11 protein-coding genes are annotated in these 14,208 nt (G+C 74.5%); 4 read left to right on the top strand and 7 right to left on the bottom strand.

The annotated features are described in order from the left end of the window. The 4 genes from AOK00_RS19010 to AOK00_RS18995 all read right to left on the bottom strand — a co-directional run. Nucleotides 1–872 (bottom strand): CAP domain-containing protein (locus AOK00_RS19010; protein WP_254047416.1); only part of this gene is annotated, 872 nt, incomplete at its 3' end. A 152-nt stretch (nt 873–1,024) separates the two neighbouring features. Beyond that, nucleotides 1,025–1,897: a universal stress protein gene (locus tag AOK00_RS19005; protein WP_055601496.1), complete on the bottom strand. Its 873-nt coding sequence runs from the start codon at nt 1,895–1,897 to the stop codon at nt 1,025–1,027. Between the two features lie 149 nt (nt 1,898–2,046). Then, complete coding sequence (locus tag AOK00_RS19000) at nt 2,047–3,423, bottom strand: acyl-CoA dehydrogenase (protein ID WP_079042077.1); 1,377 nt, start codon at nt 3,421–3,423, stop codon at nt 2,047–2,049. A gap of 158 nt (nt 3,424–3,581) precedes the next feature. Further along, entirely contained in the window at nt 3,582–4,037 is a 456-nt protein-coding gene (locus tag AOK00_RS18995) for an RrF2 family transcriptional regulator (protein WP_055601495.1), read from the bottom strand. 434 nt (nt 4,038–4,471) lie between these two features. On the opposite strand from AOK00_RS18995, the gene AOK00_RS18990 reads away from it, so the two are divergent. Continuing rightward, nucleotides 4,472–5,332, top strand: coding sequence for a glutathione S-transferase C-terminal domain-containing protein (locus AOK00_RS18990; RefSeq protein ID WP_055601494.1), 861 nt, complete (start codon nt 4,472–4,474; stop codon nt 5,330–5,332). A gap of 98 nt (nt 5,333–5,430) precedes the next feature. Here the strand turns inward: AOK00_RS18990 and AOK00_RS18985 are convergent, their stop codons facing one another. Then, on the bottom strand, nt 5,431–6,468 hold the full coding sequence (locus AOK00_RS18985) for an NAD-dependent epimerase/dehydratase family protein (RefSeq protein ID WP_055601493.1): 1,038 nt from the start codon (nt 6,466–6,468) through the stop codon (nt 5,431–5,433). Nucleotides 6,469–6,609: 141 nt separating this feature from the next. On the opposite strand from AOK00_RS18985, the gene AOK00_RS18980 reads away from it, so the two are divergent. Together AOK00_RS18980 and AOK00_RS18975 are read left to right on the top strand one after the other, a co-directional pair. Beyond that, the gene (locus AOK00_RS18980) at nt 6,610–6,852 is read left to right on the top strand and encodes a DUF5133 domain-containing protein (protein WP_055601498.1); all 243 of its coding nucleotides are present in this window, start codon (nt 6,610–6,612) and stop codon (nt 6,850–6,852) included. A gap of 158 nt (nt 6,853–7,010) precedes the next feature. Further along, a complete protein-coding gene (locus tag AOK00_RS18975) occupies nt 7,011–9,389 on the top strand; it encodes an ATP-binding cassette domain-containing protein (RefSeq protein ID WP_055601492.1) in 2,379 nt (792 codons plus the stop codon). 36 nt (nt 9,390–9,425) lie between these two features. Here the strand turns inward: AOK00_RS18975 and AOK00_RS18970 are convergent, their stop codons facing one another. After that, a complete protein-coding gene (locus tag AOK00_RS18970) occupies nt 9,426–10,103 on the bottom strand; it encodes a DUF6058 family natural product biosynthesis protein (protein WP_055601491.1) in 678 nt (225 codons plus the stop codon). Nucleotides 10,104–10,349: 246 nt separating this feature from the next. Further along, nucleotides 10,350–11,750: a D-alanyl-D-alanine carboxypeptidase family protein gene (locus tag AOK00_RS18965; protein ID WP_055601490.1), complete on the bottom strand. Its 1,401-nt coding sequence runs from the start codon at nt 11,748–11,750 to the stop codon at nt 10,350–10,352. Between the two features lie 333 nt (nt 11,751–12,083). On the opposite strand from AOK00_RS18965, the gene AOK00_RS18960 reads away from it, so the two are divergent. After that, nucleotides 12,084–14,012 carry an NAD-binding protein gene (locus AOK00_RS18960; protein WP_055601497.1) on the top strand — a complete coding sequence of 643 codons (1,929 nt, stop codon included), beginning with the start codon at nt 12,084–12,086 and terminating at the stop codon, nt 14,010–14,012. The last annotated feature ends 196 nt before the right edge of the window (nt 14,013–14,208 follow it).

Genomic DNA, 14,208 nt, shown 5'->3' with positions numbered 1-14,208 from the left:
CCGACGACATGTCCGCCCGCGTCGCGGCCCTCGGGATCGGCGTGCTCGTAGTAGTCGCGGGCGGACATGTCGTCGGCGTGGCCCTGGGCGGCGGTCCGCAGATGGGCTTCGGAGCGCAGCGGGCCGCAACCGGCCTTCTCCCGCTCGGCGTTGGCGAGCGCGATGACGTCCTGCACGAACCGCGCGGCCTTTCCGGCCGGTGCCTCCGACACCGGGGCGGCACCGGGCTCCTGCTGCCGCCCCTGGGGCTGTGCCGACCGCGGCTGTTCCGGGGCCGGTGCGGGGCGGGGCTCGCGCCGTCGCTCCGACTCCGCCTTCGGCGGTGTCTCCGGCCGTGGCGCTGCCGGTGCGGAGCCGGCCGGTGCGGTCCCGGCCGTACGGGGGGAGGGCGTGGCAGCGTCCGAGGGCGCCGACGGGGCCGACGAGGTCGGCCCGGTCACCCGTACGGCCCGCGTCTCCCGTACGCTTCCGGCCCCCCGTACGGTCTCCGGCGCGGTGTCCGAGGCCCCGGCGGCTGTGGTGGAACGCAGTGCCACGACCGGCTCGGCGGCCGGGGGGACGGCGGTCGTGCCGCCGGTCCCGAGGGAGGCGACGTACATCCCGGTGGCCACCGTCAGGACGGCGGCCGCGGACCCGGCGACGGTGACGGCGGTCCGGAAGGACGGCCGGCGTGCGGGGCGCCGTCTCGCTCCGCCGCCCTTGCGGTGCCGCCCGCTCAGGCGCGCCGCCGGGACGTCCGCCGCCGCACGAGCGCCCTCCGTCGCGGGATCGTCCGCCGTGGAGGGATCCGCCGCGACGTCCCGTACGGCATCGTGCGGGTGCCGGGTGGCGTCGGGATGGCCGGGGTGACCGGGACGGTCGTGGTGCCGCATGGAGCTCCGCTCTCTCGCCGTGGTCGCCGAACGGTCCGGCGCTGGGGAGAGCCACCGGGGCGACGGCCGTAACACTTTCCGGCCCCGGCCGTCCCGACACTCCTCGTCAACGGGACGCGTCAACTCCGTGCGTCAACCCGTGTCGCACCCTTTCAGTCCTGCGGGACGACCGCCACCGGACAGGGCGCGAGGTGCAGGGCCGCGTGCGCCACGGACCCGATGCGCGGGCCGACGGCCCCCCGCCTGGCCCGCCGGCCGACCACCAGGAGCTGGGCGGCCCCCGAGGCGGAGAGCAGCACCTGGCCGGCGCTGCCCAACTCGACGTGCTCGGTGACGGGCACGTCCGGGTAGCGCTCGCGCCAGGGTGCGAGGGCCTCGCGCAGCGCCTTCTCCTCGTACGGGACCAGCCCGCCGGCCTCGTCGGCGAGCCGCATCGAGGCCGGGCTGTACGTGTAGAGCGCCGGCAGGCTCCACGCGCGCACGGCCCGCACGGACGCCCCGCGGGCGGCGGCGGTCGCGAAGGCGAAGCCCAGCGCGGCGGCGCTGTCCTCCGGGCTGCCGAGCTGCCCGACGAGCACGTGCCCGGTGGGCGGTTCGGCCGGATCGCCGTCGCGGGAGCGGACGGCCACCACGGGGCGGGTGGCGCCGGCGATGATCTGCTGGCCGTAGGAGCCGAGCAGGAACCCGGCGACGGCCCCGTGACCGCGCGAGCCGATGACGAGCATCTCGGCCCGCTCCTCGGTGCCGAGGAGCGCGGCGACCGGCGTGTCGCCCAGCACCTCGGCGGTGAGGGCGAGCTTCGGGTGGCGCCGGGCGATCGTGTCCTCCGCCTCGCGCAGCACCGCGTCCGCGACGCGTTCCTGGCTCGCACGGTCCTGGGTCAGGGGGAGGTCGATCGGTTCCCAGCGCCACGCGTGCGCGAGCCGTAGCGGGAGGTCCCGGTGGAGCGCCTCGCGGGCGGCCCAGTCCGCCGCGGCGAGGCTCTCCGGGGAACCGTCCACTCCTGCGACGATCTCACGACTCATCAGGTTGCCTCCGTGGGTTGCCGTGTCGGGCCCCGCCGGACGGCCGGACCCCGTACCTCCCAGCTTGGGCCCTTCGGACACCCGGCGAGAGGGCCGGACGTCCCGACATGCCGGTCCGTCCGTCCCGTCGTCCGGGGCGACTCTCTCCGTCAGGCCAGCAGGGTCAGCCGCGCGTGGGTGCCGTTGAGGTAGTGGTCGCCGATGTCGCGGAGCCGGTGGGCCGCCTGGGTGGGGGCGGTGAGCGCGCGGGCGTTGCGCCAGAAGCGGTCGAAGCCGGGGCCTCCGGCGCGTGCGTCGGCGCCCGCCGTCCCGTCGACGAGTTCGAGGATCCGGGTCGTGATGTGCACGGCCGCCCGGCCGGTGACGGTCTCGGCGGCCGCCACCAGGACGGCGATGTCGGCGCGTTCCTCCACGCCCAGGGACCAGGCGGCGAGCAGGCCGTGGGTCAGCGCGTCCGTCGCCCGTTCCACCACGGCGGCGGCGGCGTGCGCGGCCGTCGCCAGCTCCCCGTACGCCAGCAGGAGGTACGGGTCGTCCCCGGCGCCGGCCGGTACCGAGCCGTCGGAGCCGCCGCCGGAACGATCCGCCGGTGCCGGTCCGGCATGACCGGCGCGGCTGATGTCCCTGGCCTCGGCAAGCGCCCCCTCGGCGATGCCGAGTCCGACGTGGACGAGGAGCAGCCGCAACGCGAGTGGGGCGAGGGTGGAGAAGGGGGCGACGGCGTGCTCGTCGTGGGGGAGTGCGCCCAGGACGTCCTCGGGCGCCACGGGGACCCGGTCGAAGGTGACGGTGCCCGCCCCGGCGAGCCGCTGGCCGACCCGCTCCGTCCCGGCGTCGGTGAACACCCCGGGTCCGGCCGGGTCCACCAGGACGACGAAGAGGTCGCCGCTGCCGCCGGGGCGGGCCCCGACGACGAGCCGGTCGGCGACCGTCACGGCGGACGCGAAGGCGCGGGTCCCGTCGAGGATCCAGCCGCCGCCGGAGTCGGCCGGGGTGAGCGTGAGGCCGGCGCCGGTCTCCGGGCGGGGCGTCTCGACGCCCCCGGCGAGCAGCCAGCGTTCCTCGGTGGTGCGTACGTCGAGGGGGTGGCCGTTCGCGAGGGGGGTGCCCGGGTCCCGCGCGGGGCCGCCGAAGAAGCGGCTGCTCCAGGAGAGGGCGTAGTGGTGGGCGAGGAGCTCGCCGACCGAACTGTCGGCGGCGGAGATCTCCCGTACGACCGCACACGCCGCCTGCCAGTCGGCGCCCCGCCGGTTCGGTCCCGGGGCCGTCAGGAGGGCGGGGAGCCCGGCCTCCTGGAGCCGGGCGACCTCGTCGAACGGCGCCTTGCCCGCACGGTCCCTGGCGAGGGCGTCGACGGCGAGGTCGTCGGCGAGTTCGCGGGTGACGCGGGGCCAGATCGCATCGTCGGCGGGCCGGTCGACCGGGCTTTCGCCGGGCCGTTCGGCGGGTCGTGCGACGGGGCCCGCGGCCGGTGCGGAGGTGGTGCGTATCGCTGGTCTCTTCGGCGATTTCCTCGGCGTACTCACGTCACCTCACATGGTTCCTCGTATCCCCACTGGAATAGTAGGGATAGTGGCAGAGGGGAGGCCGCCGCCCCAAGGGGCGTCCGTAAGCTGGACAAGGCCGTCTCGAAAAGTGAGAACGCGTCACATCGGCGCAGGTGGTGAGGGATTGACCCACAGGCTCAGGGGTTGGTCCAGGCCTCCGGATCGTCGGCGAGCGCCACGATCGTCTCGGGCAGCTGGGCCGCCGCGACCTCCGCGAGCGACACCCCGAGCACCTCGCGGACGCCCGCCCGGAGCGCGATCCAGAGGGTGAGCAGCGACTCGGCCGGACCGGTGTACGACAGGTCCGGCGGCCGCTCCCCGCGGACCGAGACCAAGGGTCCCTCCACGCAGCGGATGACCTCCGCGACCGAGATCGACTCCGCGGGCCGGGCCAGCCAGTAACCGCCGTTGCCGCCGCGCTGGCTCTGTACGAGACCGCCCTTGCGCATGTCCCCGAGGATGCCTTCGAGGAACTTGTGCGAGATGCCCTGGCCCTCGGCGATGGCCTCGGCCTTCAGCGGACCCGCGTCCTGGGCGGCGGCGAGCTGGAGGGCGGCACGCACCGCGTAGTCGGCCCTGGCTGAAATGCGCATGCGCGCATTATTCCGCACGCTTGCCGAGGTGGCCCGTACCGCACCCTTGACGTCGTCCTGGGCCGGTCGGACACTCAGGACGGGGAAACCGAGCGAACGGGTAGGGAACCATGGGACGCAGCGGTCGACGCGACACGCCACTCGCCGCACCCCTCCCGCGCTCCCTGCCCCTCACGTCCCGGCGCCACATCGACCTGCTGCGGGTCTGCAGCGCGGCGAGTCGCGGGCACCGCCGGGTGGTCCACCCCGCCCGCTGAGGGTCCGTCCGCCGAAGGGGCGCCGCCCCCCGGGCGCAGTGCCGCGCCCTCCCCTCCTCTTCCCGTACCTCTGCTGCCTCCGCGCCTCGCGGGGCCGGTGCCGTGGTCGCTCTGCCGCGACCGGCGCCGCGCCGCGCGCCGCCCGGACCCAGCACCGAGCACCCTCAAGGGAGAAGCATGTCCGTCGTCCCGTCCTCGCTGCTGCCCGCCTCCGCCGTGCCCGCCTTCCGGGGCCGGATCGGCCGCGACGTGCACAGCGGCCACTACGCCGTACCACACCGCTACCGCCTCCACGTCGCCCCGTACGACCCCGGCTGTCTGAGCATCGCCCTGACCCACAGCCTGCTCGGACTCGACGACACGCTCCCGCTCTCCGTACTGCCCGAGAGCCCCGACACGCCCGACGGCGGATACGCCGCCCTCCGCCCCCTGTACGAGGCGAGCGCGCACCTCTACGACGGGCCGGCCGCGGCGCCCGTCCTCAGCGACGGCTGGACCGGACGGATCGTCAGCACCCACGTCCCCGACATCCTGCGGGACCTCGCCCTCCGCTTCCGCGGCGAAGGCCCCGAGCTGCTGCCGGAGGAACTCCGCGGCGAGACAGAGGCGATCGCCGACCTGTGCGAGCGGAGCATCAACCAGGCCGCCCAGCGCGCCGGTGAGCTCGGACTCGACGGCGAGGCCGCCCACCACGACCCCCTCACGGTCCTCTTCGCGGCCCTCGGCTCCCTGGAACGCCGCCTCGCCCGCCACCCGTACGTGCTCGGCGACGCGCCGACCGCGGCCGACGTGCAGGTCTGGGTCACCCTGGTCCAGCTCGACACCGTCCACCGCTGGCACCTGGACGCCGCCGCGATGGACCGGGTCGCCGGATACCCGGCCCTCTGGGCCTACGCCCGACGCCTCGCCGCACGCCCCGAGTTCGCCCACCGGCTCGACATCGACGGCATCCTGCGCCGCCACCGCACCCACTGCCGCGGCCGCGAGGCCGCGGGCGCCGGCATCCGCCTCGTCGACTGGTCCGGCCCGACCGGCTGAGACCGGGCGCCCGGACGGCGGGCCACCGGATGAGAGAGGAGGTGACCCGGGAGCGCGGACCCGGGCCACCCGCACCCCGTCCCACCCCTGGCCTCGGGTCAGCCGATGCGATGGCCCGCCAGCGGGCCCGTGTCGTCGCCCGCACCCGCACGCACGCCCCGCAGGAACGCCTCAAGCGCCTCCAGGGAGGTTCGCGACGGCTCCCAGCCCAGCTCCTTCCGGGCCCGCTCCGTCGCGAGCAGCGGCATGTGCCGCATCGCGTCGAAGAGGTCGGGGGACGCGGGGGCGAGTCTCAGACGCCACGCCGCCGACAGCGCGCCCCGCACCGCGCCCGCCGGCACCCGCACGGGCCTGGCGTCGAGGAGCTCGCCCAGGACCGCGCCGTCGATCACCGGCTCGGCGGCCAGGTTGAACGCGCCACGGACGTCCCGCAGCAGCGCCCGTCCGTACGCGTCCGCCGCGTCCTCGGTGTGCAGGACCTGGAAGCGGAGCCCGTCGAACTCCGGGAGCAGCGGCAGCAGATCGGGTCGCATCAGCTGTCCGGGGAAGAAACGCCCCGCGAAGATCCGGCGCTGCCCGCTCGCCGACTCCTCCTTGAAGAGGAACGACGGGCGCATCCGCACCACCCGGATCAGCGGATGGTCCCGCTCGAAGGTGTCCAGGACCCGCTCCAGATAGGCCTTCTCCCGCGTGTACGCCGCTCCCGGCCAGCCGTGCGTCGGCCATGCCTCGGACACCGGGGCACCGCCTGGCGGCCCCGGTGAGTACGCCCCCACCGAGGATGCGTGCACCAGGACCGGCACCCGTGCCGCCGCGACCGCCTCGAAGACGCGCACCGCGCCCAGGACATTGGTCCGCCACGTCTCCACCGGATCGTGGGTCGGCCCGAACCGCCACGCCAGGTGCACCACCGCGTCCGCGTCGGCCACGTGCCGCGCGAGCAGCGGCTCGTCGCCCTCCCGGGACAGGTCCACCTCGGCCCACTCCACCCCGGGCAGTTCGAGCCCCGGCCGACGCCGGGCGAGCCCCAGGACCGAGCCGACGCGCGGCTCGCGCGCCAGGAGCCGTACCAGACTGGTGCCCACATTGCCGGTGGCGCCGGTGACGACCACCCGCGAAATCTCGCTCGGGTTCATGTCTCCGACCCTCCGCCATGGGCGTCGGAACCGCACTCCGGGGCGTCCCGAAACACCCGGCCGTCACACAGCGTGTCCGTGTCGGTCGCGAGTGTGGCCGACGACCGGGAGTATGGAGCGACTCAGGAGAAGGAGGACGCGATGCTGCTGCCCGACAGGAACACGGTCGACCGGCTGCTCCGGCACTACCGCGCCCAGGAGCGGACCGTGCTGGCCAGGCCGTGCGACCTGTCGGCACGCCGGCGCTTCGAGGACACGGCCTACACGCTGTGCGTGCTGATGGGGGAGCGGACCGCCCGCGAGGCCGTCCACGCGGCCGAGCACTATGTGGCCGGAACCCGCCCGGGGTCGCGCCAGACCCTGGAGGGCCTCCCGGGAGCCTGACCGGGATTCCGGTGGGCTCGCCGGTCAGGACCGATCGAGAAGCGTCCGCATCCGGCCGCCGCTAGCGTGGCTGCCATGGACCTCGCGATACGGCAGCCGTCGCCCACGACGCACCGTGCCGGTCCGTTTTTCGGCCCCGCGCGACAGCTGGAGAGACGATGAGCAAGGCCCCCAGGGCGGACAAGCAGCCGCACCCGGCCGACCGGCACGATCTGATCCGTGTGCACGGCGCCCGGGAGAACAACCTCAAGGACGTCAGCATCGAGATCCCGAAGCGCCGGCTCACGGTGTTCACGGGCGTCTCCGGCTCGGGCAAGAGCTCGCTCGTCTTCGACACGATCGCCGCCGAGTCCCAGCGCCTGATCAACGAGACGTACAGCGCCTTCGTCCAGGGCTTCATGCCGACCCAGGCGCGGCCCGAGGTCGACGTGCTCGACGGCCTGACGACCGCCATCATCGTCGACCAGCAGCGGATGGGCGCCGACCCCCGCTCCACCGTCGGCACCGCCACCGACGCCAACGCGATGCTCCGCATCCTCTTCAGCCGACTGGGCAAGCCGCACATCGGCCCGCCCAGCGCGTACGCCTTCAACGTCCCCTCGGTCACGGCCAGGGGCGCCATCACGGTCGAGCGCGGCGACAAGAAGACCGTCAAGGCGACCTTCAACCGCACCGGCGGCATGTGCCCCCACTGCGAGGGCCGGGGCACGGTCTCCGACATCGACCTCGGCCAGCTCTACGACGACTCCAAGTCGCTCGACGAGGGCGCGCTCACCATCCCCGGCTACACGCCCGGCGGCTGGAACTACCGCCTCTACAGCGAATCCGGCCTCGTCGACCCGGCCAAGCCGATCCGCAAGTACACGAAGAAGGAACTGCAGGCCTTCCTCCACCACGAGCCCACCCGCATGAAGATCGCGGGCATCAACATGACGTACGAGGGGCTCATCCCCCGGATCCAGAAGTCGTTCCTGGCCAAGGACAAGGAGGGCATGCAGCCCCACATCCGGGCCTTCGTGGAGCGTGCCGTCACCTTCACCATCTGCCCCGAGTGCGACGGCACCCGACTCGCCGAGGGCGCCAGGTCGTCGAAGATCAAGCGGATCAGCATCGCCGACGCCTGCGCCATGCAGATCAGCGACCTCGCCACGTGGGTCCGCGGCCTGAAGGAGCCCTCGGTCGCGCCGCTGCTCACCGCGCTCCAGCTGACCCTGGACTCCTTCGTGGAGATCGGTCTCGGCTATCTCTCGCTCGACCGGCCCGTCGGCACGCTGTCCGGCGGCGAGGCGCAGCGCGTCAAGATGATCCGCCACCTCGGCTCCTCGCTCACCGACGTCACGTACGTCTTCGACGAGCCCACCGTCGGCCTGCACCCGCATGACATCCAGCGGATGAACGAACTGCTCCTGCAGCTGCGGGACAAGGGCAACACCGTGCTCGTCGTGGAGCACAAGCCGGAGACCATCGCGATCGCCGACCACGTCGTCGACCTCGGTCCCGGCGCCGGTACGGCGGGCGGCACCGTCTGTTTCGAGGGCACCGTGGACGGGCTGCGGACCGGCGGCACCGTCACCGGCCGGCACTTCGACGACCGGGCCTCCGTCAAGGACACCGTGCGGGAGCCCACCGGCAGCCTGGAGATCCGCGGCGCGACCACCCACAACCTGCGGGACGTCGACGTCGACATCCCGCTCGGGGTCCTCGCCGTCGTCACCGGCGTCGCCGGTTCCGGCAAGAGCTCGCTGGTGCACGGCTCGATTCCCGCGAGCGACGACGTCGTGTCCATCGACCAGAGCCCCATCCGTGGGTCGCGCCGCAGCAACCCGGCGACGTACACGGGACTGCTCGACCCGATCCGCAAGGCCTTCGCCAAGGCCAACGGGGTGAAGCCCGCCCTGTTCAGCGCCAACTCCGAGGGCGCCTGCCCCACCTGCAACGGCGCGGGCGTCATCTACACCGACCTCGGCATCATGGCCGGCGTCTCCTCGACCTGCGAGGACTGCGAGGGCAAGCGGTTCCAGGCCTCGGTGCTCGAATACCTCCTCGGCGGCCGTGACATCAGCGAGGTGCTCGCGATGTCCGTGACCGAGGCCGTGGAGTTCTTCGGCTCGGGCGAGGCGAGCACCCCGGCCGCGCAGCGCATCCTCGCGCGTCTCGCGGACGTCGGTCTCGGCTACCTCAGCCTCGGCCAGCCGCTCACCACGCTGTCCGGCGGCGAACGCCAGCGGCTCAAGCTGGCCACGAACATGGGCGAGAAGGGCGGCGTCTACATCCTCGACGAGCCGACCACCGGTCTGCACCTCGCCGATGTCGAGCAGCTGCTCGGGCTGCTCGACCGGCTCGTGGACTCCGGCAAGTCGGTGATCGTCGTCGAGCACCACCAGGCGGTCATGGCGCACGCCGACTGGATCATCGACCTCGGCCCCGGCGCCGGTCACGACGGCGGCAGGATCGTCTTCGAGGGCACGCCCGCCGACCTGGTGGCCGCGCGCTCGACGCTCACGGGCGAACACCTGGCGGCGTACGTGGGGGCCTGACGGCGACCACCGACGTCGACCCGGCGGCTCTGGTCCTCAGGCTGCCGGGCCGACGCGCGGGAACAGGGCGCGCGGCGTGTCCACGCAGGTGTCCCGGGAGGTGGGGCCGCCGAAGCGCAGCCGGTCGTACGCCGTGAACGCCGGCTCCAGGGCGTCGAGCTCGTCCACGCGCGCGTGGAGCGCGGCACACCACTCGGGGGAGGGGCGGGCCCCGTCCGTCGGTCCGGCCGGGATTCCGTCCGCCGTTCCGTCCGTCGCCGTCGCCGTCGCTGCTGCGGCCGTGGCCAGCGCCAGGGCGATCTCCGCCGTCAGCTCGTCCTTGCGTCGTATGTGCGTCGGCGTCACCGTGTGCAGGCAGACGTACTGACCGCTCAGATACGCCTCCCATTCCGCCTCCCCCCGCGCCAGGTCCTCCCAGTGCGAGGTGAACCAGGCGTGCAGCCGCTCGGATCCGCCGGCCGCCTCGGTGAGACGGAACAGATCGCGCGGCACCATCTCGGCGCCGTCGGAGCGCAGATAGCCCGGCAGCGGGAGGAGCCGTCCGAGCATCAGCCGCCGGGCCGCGTCGGAGTCCCGCCCCAGCGAGGCGCACAGGGCCTCCAGGGGGACGAACTGCGCGGTGACGTACGCGTCGTCGGCCCCGGTCATCGGGTGGTCGCCGTTCACCTCGCGGAACCGCTCCGCGATCCGCCGCACCAGCGTCCGGTCCGCCATCACATCACTCCCTCGGGTAGGCCGTCCGAGCGTGCCCCGGACGGCGTCCCCGCAGGCTAGAAGCGGGATCGTACGGCGCCGGCCGAACCGTCGCCGCCCGGCCCGCCCCGCCCGCCGTGTGCGGCTCGACCGAGCCTGCCCGGCCCGCCGTGTCGGGCAGGCTCGTCCTGGCCGGCCCGCCTGCCCGGCTCGTCCTGGCCGGCCCGCCTGCCCGGCGGGCCTGCCCGGCCCCGGCGCGCCCTTCCGTCAGCCCGCCCGGTAGGCCGTCCTGCGCCGCCAGCCCCACAGCGCGAGCGCCGCCGCGCAGGCCGAGCCCACCAGGGCCAGCGGAAGCCCCGCCGACGCGCCCGAGGGCTCCTCCCCGCGCGCGGGGTCCTTGGCGGGCGCGGCCGCGGCCGCGGCCGCGCCCGCGGCGGCAGCGGCAGCGGCCCCGGCCCGGGGGGTCCGACCGTCCGCCCCCGCGTCGCGGCCCTCACGGGCCACCGCCACCGCACGGTTGCCCGAACCGGCCGCCGCCATCGTCCGTACGGGGAGCAGCGAGCCCACCGGCTGGACCCGGTCCGCCGCCTCGAAGCCCCAGTCCAGGAGTTCGCGCGCCTCCTCGTACACGGCGAGTCCGCCGCCGCGCTGCGGGTTCATCACCGTGACGACCAGCGTCCGGTCGCCGCGCCGGGCCGCCGAGATCAGCGTGTTGCCCGCGTTGCTCGTGTAGCCGTTCTTGATCCCGATGAGTCCCGGGTAGCGGCCCACGCCGTCCGCGCCCGTCAGGAGCCGGTTGGTGTTGGCGATGCCGTACGACCAGGAGCCCGCCGGGAAGTCGGCGTACGCCGTCGAGCAGTACCGGGTGAACGCGGGGTCCTGGAGCCCGGCCCTGCCGAACACCGCCAGGTCGTACGCGGAGGACACCTGCCCCGGTGCGTCGTAGCCGTCGGGGGACACCACACGGGTGTCCAGGGCGCCCAGTGACCTGGCCTTCTCCTGCATCTGCCGGGACATCGACTCCCAGCCGCCGTTCATCGCGGCCAGGACGTGCACCGCGTCGTTCCCGGAGCTGAGGAACACGCCGTTCCACAGGTCGGAGACCTTGTACGTGTATCCCTCCTTCACTCCGACCAGGCTGCTGCCGTCCCCGATCCCGGTCAGCTCGGAATCGGCCACGGTGTGCTGCTCGGAGGGTGCGTGGTGGGGGAGCGCGGTCAGGGCGAACAGCGCCTTGAGCGTGCTGGCCGGCGGCAGCTTCCGGTGGGCGTTGCGCGCGGCGAGCACCTCGCCCGAGGACGCGTCCGCGACCACCCACGACAGCGCGGAGACCGAGGGCACGTCGGGCGCGCCCCGCAGCGGCTGCACCTGAGTGCCCTCGCGGTCGAGCCGGGCCCGGTCGAGGTACCGGGGCGCCGGCGGCGTGGGCTCCCGGAGGAACGTCCGGAGGGACCCGGAAGAAGTGGTGACGGCCGAGGCCGAAGCGACTGCCCCGGTCGAGGTGACCGTCGCGGTCGAGGTGACCGTCGCGGTCGAGGTGACCGTCGCGGTCGAGGTGACAGTCGCGGTCGAGGTGACAGGAGACGCCGTGGCCGACGGGGCGGGCAGCGCGAGCAGCACCGCCGCGGTACCGGCGGCGGCATGGCGGACAGCTGACGTGACGATCATTCAGTCACCGTAGGAAGGAGGTGCGGAACGCGCAGATCGGAGTGCGCCGACCGGCGTAGCGGGTGTGGCGTACGGCGGCGAGTCGTGAGCCCGCCCGGGTGGTGACGCCCTCCCCGGCCCGCTGTCGGTGGCGCAGGGCATCCTTGTGACGTGCCCTCACACCCGTACCAGAGCAACGGCGTTCCGGCCGAGAGTGCCGGAGCGCCTCCCGCCGAACCGGCCTCCCGGTCCGTTCCCGGCCCCGCCAGATCCTCGGGGACCTCCGGCGGCGGTCCCTTCGGCGCGCCCGCCCTCCGCACCGAGCGGCAGCCGCGGCAGGCCGCCGCCGGGCACATGATCGTCTGCGGGGACGACGCCCTCGCCCACCGACTCGCGGGCGAGCTGCACGAGGTGTACGGGGAGCGGGTGACCCTCCTCGTGCCGGTACGGCCCGACGCGCCGCGCACGCCCAGCGCCCGCACCGGCCGGGCGCTGGCCCTCTTCGGCCGCGTCACGGCCGCCGTCATCCGCACCACGGGCACCACTGCTCCTGCCGGAGCTCCCGGAGCCTCCGCCCCGGCCACCACGTCGGCCTCCGGCGCGGACGGCGGTGAACCCACCGGCACCCTGCGCGTCGTCGAGTCCGCCGAGGCCGACGACCGGGCCCTGACGGACGCCGGCGTGGAGCGGGCCGCCGCGCTCGCCCTCGTCCACGAGGACGACGAGACCAACATCCGGGCCGCACTCACCGCCCGCCGCCTCAACCCCCGGCTGCGCCTCGTCATCCGGCTCTACAACCGCAAGCTCGGCCAGTACCTCGAAACCCTCCTCGACCAGGCCGCCGCCGTCGCCGAACCGGGCCTCGACCCCGGGAAGCTCGACGCCGCCACCACCGTCCTCTCGGACGTCGACACCGCCGCCCCCGGTCTCGCCGCGGCAGCGGTCGCGGGCACCAGCAAGGTGGTCCAGGCCGGCGGACTGCTCCTGCACGCCGTGGAGCGGCTGCCCGCCGCCGGAGAGGCCCCCGACCCGGGCCTGTGCACACTGGCGCTGCTCTCCGCCACGGCCGGCGACCCGGCGGGCTGCGAGGGCTCCGAGCGGAGTGGCGACGCGGGCCCCCGGCTCCTGCCGGACGACCGCACGGTGGCAGCGGCCACCGGCCGCGCCGCCGTCACCCTCGAAGCGGTCACCGCGGCGGGCCCCGCCCTGGCGTCCGCCCGGCTCGCCGCCTCCGCGCTGCCCGTCGCCTCGCTCTTCTCCCGCCGACTGCGCTGGTCCCTGGCCGGGGCGGCCGCCGCCGTCCTCGCCCTCGCCCTTGCCTCCACCTTCACCACCGGCGACCACCCGCTGCACGCCGCCTATCTGACGCTTCTCGACATCTTCGCCATCGGCGACCCGGCCGTGGGGGAGTCGACCAGCCGGCAGGTCCTCCAGATCCTCGCCGGGTTCGTCGGACTGCTCCTGCTGCCGGTGATCGTCGCCGCCCTCATCGAAGGACTCGGCACGTTCCGTACGGCGACCACCCTGCGTCGGCCGCCGCGCGGACTCTCCGGGCATGTCGTCCTCCTCGGCCTCGGCAAGGTCGGCACCCGTGTCCTCGCCCGGCTCCGCCGGCTGAACATCCCCGTGGTCTGCGTCGAGTCCGACCCGGAGGCCCGCGGCATCGCCGTGGCGAGACGGCTGCGCGTCCCCACCGTCATCGGTGACGTCACGGAGGAGGGCGTCCTGGAGGCCGCCCGCATCGACCGCGCCCACGCCCTGCTCGCCCTGACCAGCGTCGACATCACCAACCTGGAAGCGGCGCTCTCCGCCCGCGCCGTCAGCCCCGATCTGAGGGTCGTCCTGCGGCTGTACGACGACGACTTCGCCACGGCCGTCTTCCGTACGCTCCGCACGGCCCACCCGGCGGCCCTCACCCGCAGCCGCAGCGTCTCCCACCTGGCGGCACCGGCCTTCGCGGGAGCCATGCTGGGCCGTCAGGTGCTCGGCGCCGTACCGGTCGAGCGCCGGGTCCTTCTCTTCGCCGCGGTGGACGTCGCGGCCCACCCGCTCCTGGACGGCCTGACCGTGGCCGACGCCTTCCACCCGGGCAAGTGGCGTGTCATCGCCATGGACGGCGGAGGCACGGGGCCGGGTACGGGGCAGGCCTGGCGCCTGGACCCCGACCGCGTCCTGAAGCCGGACGACCGGGTCGTCGTGGCGGCCACCCGCCGAGGCCTGGCCGAACTCCTGGGCCGAGGCGGCCACGCACCGCTCAACCCCCCGAGACCAGACCACGATTGACTTCGGGTTCGGCCCCCAAGGCACGGCCCCGACCGTACGCTTGGCACCGGCACCTCCCCGCCTGTGCGGGCAATCGTCCCGCGGGGGCGGGACGGGTGCGCACGGGACGGGTGCGCACGGGACGGCGCCCTTGCGTGCGCCAACGCCCCTTGCCCGCACCCCCGAGACCCGCACGTCCCTGGTCCCGCACCACAAG

This window comes from Streptomyces aureus (assembly GCF_001418135.1).
Classification (GTDB): Bacteria; Actinomycetota; Actinomycetes; order Streptomycetales; family Streptomycetaceae; genus Streptomyces; species Streptomyces aureus_A.
Note: the sequence above shows the minus strand (reverse complement) of the source record. Positions and strands in the feature narration are given on the sequence as shown.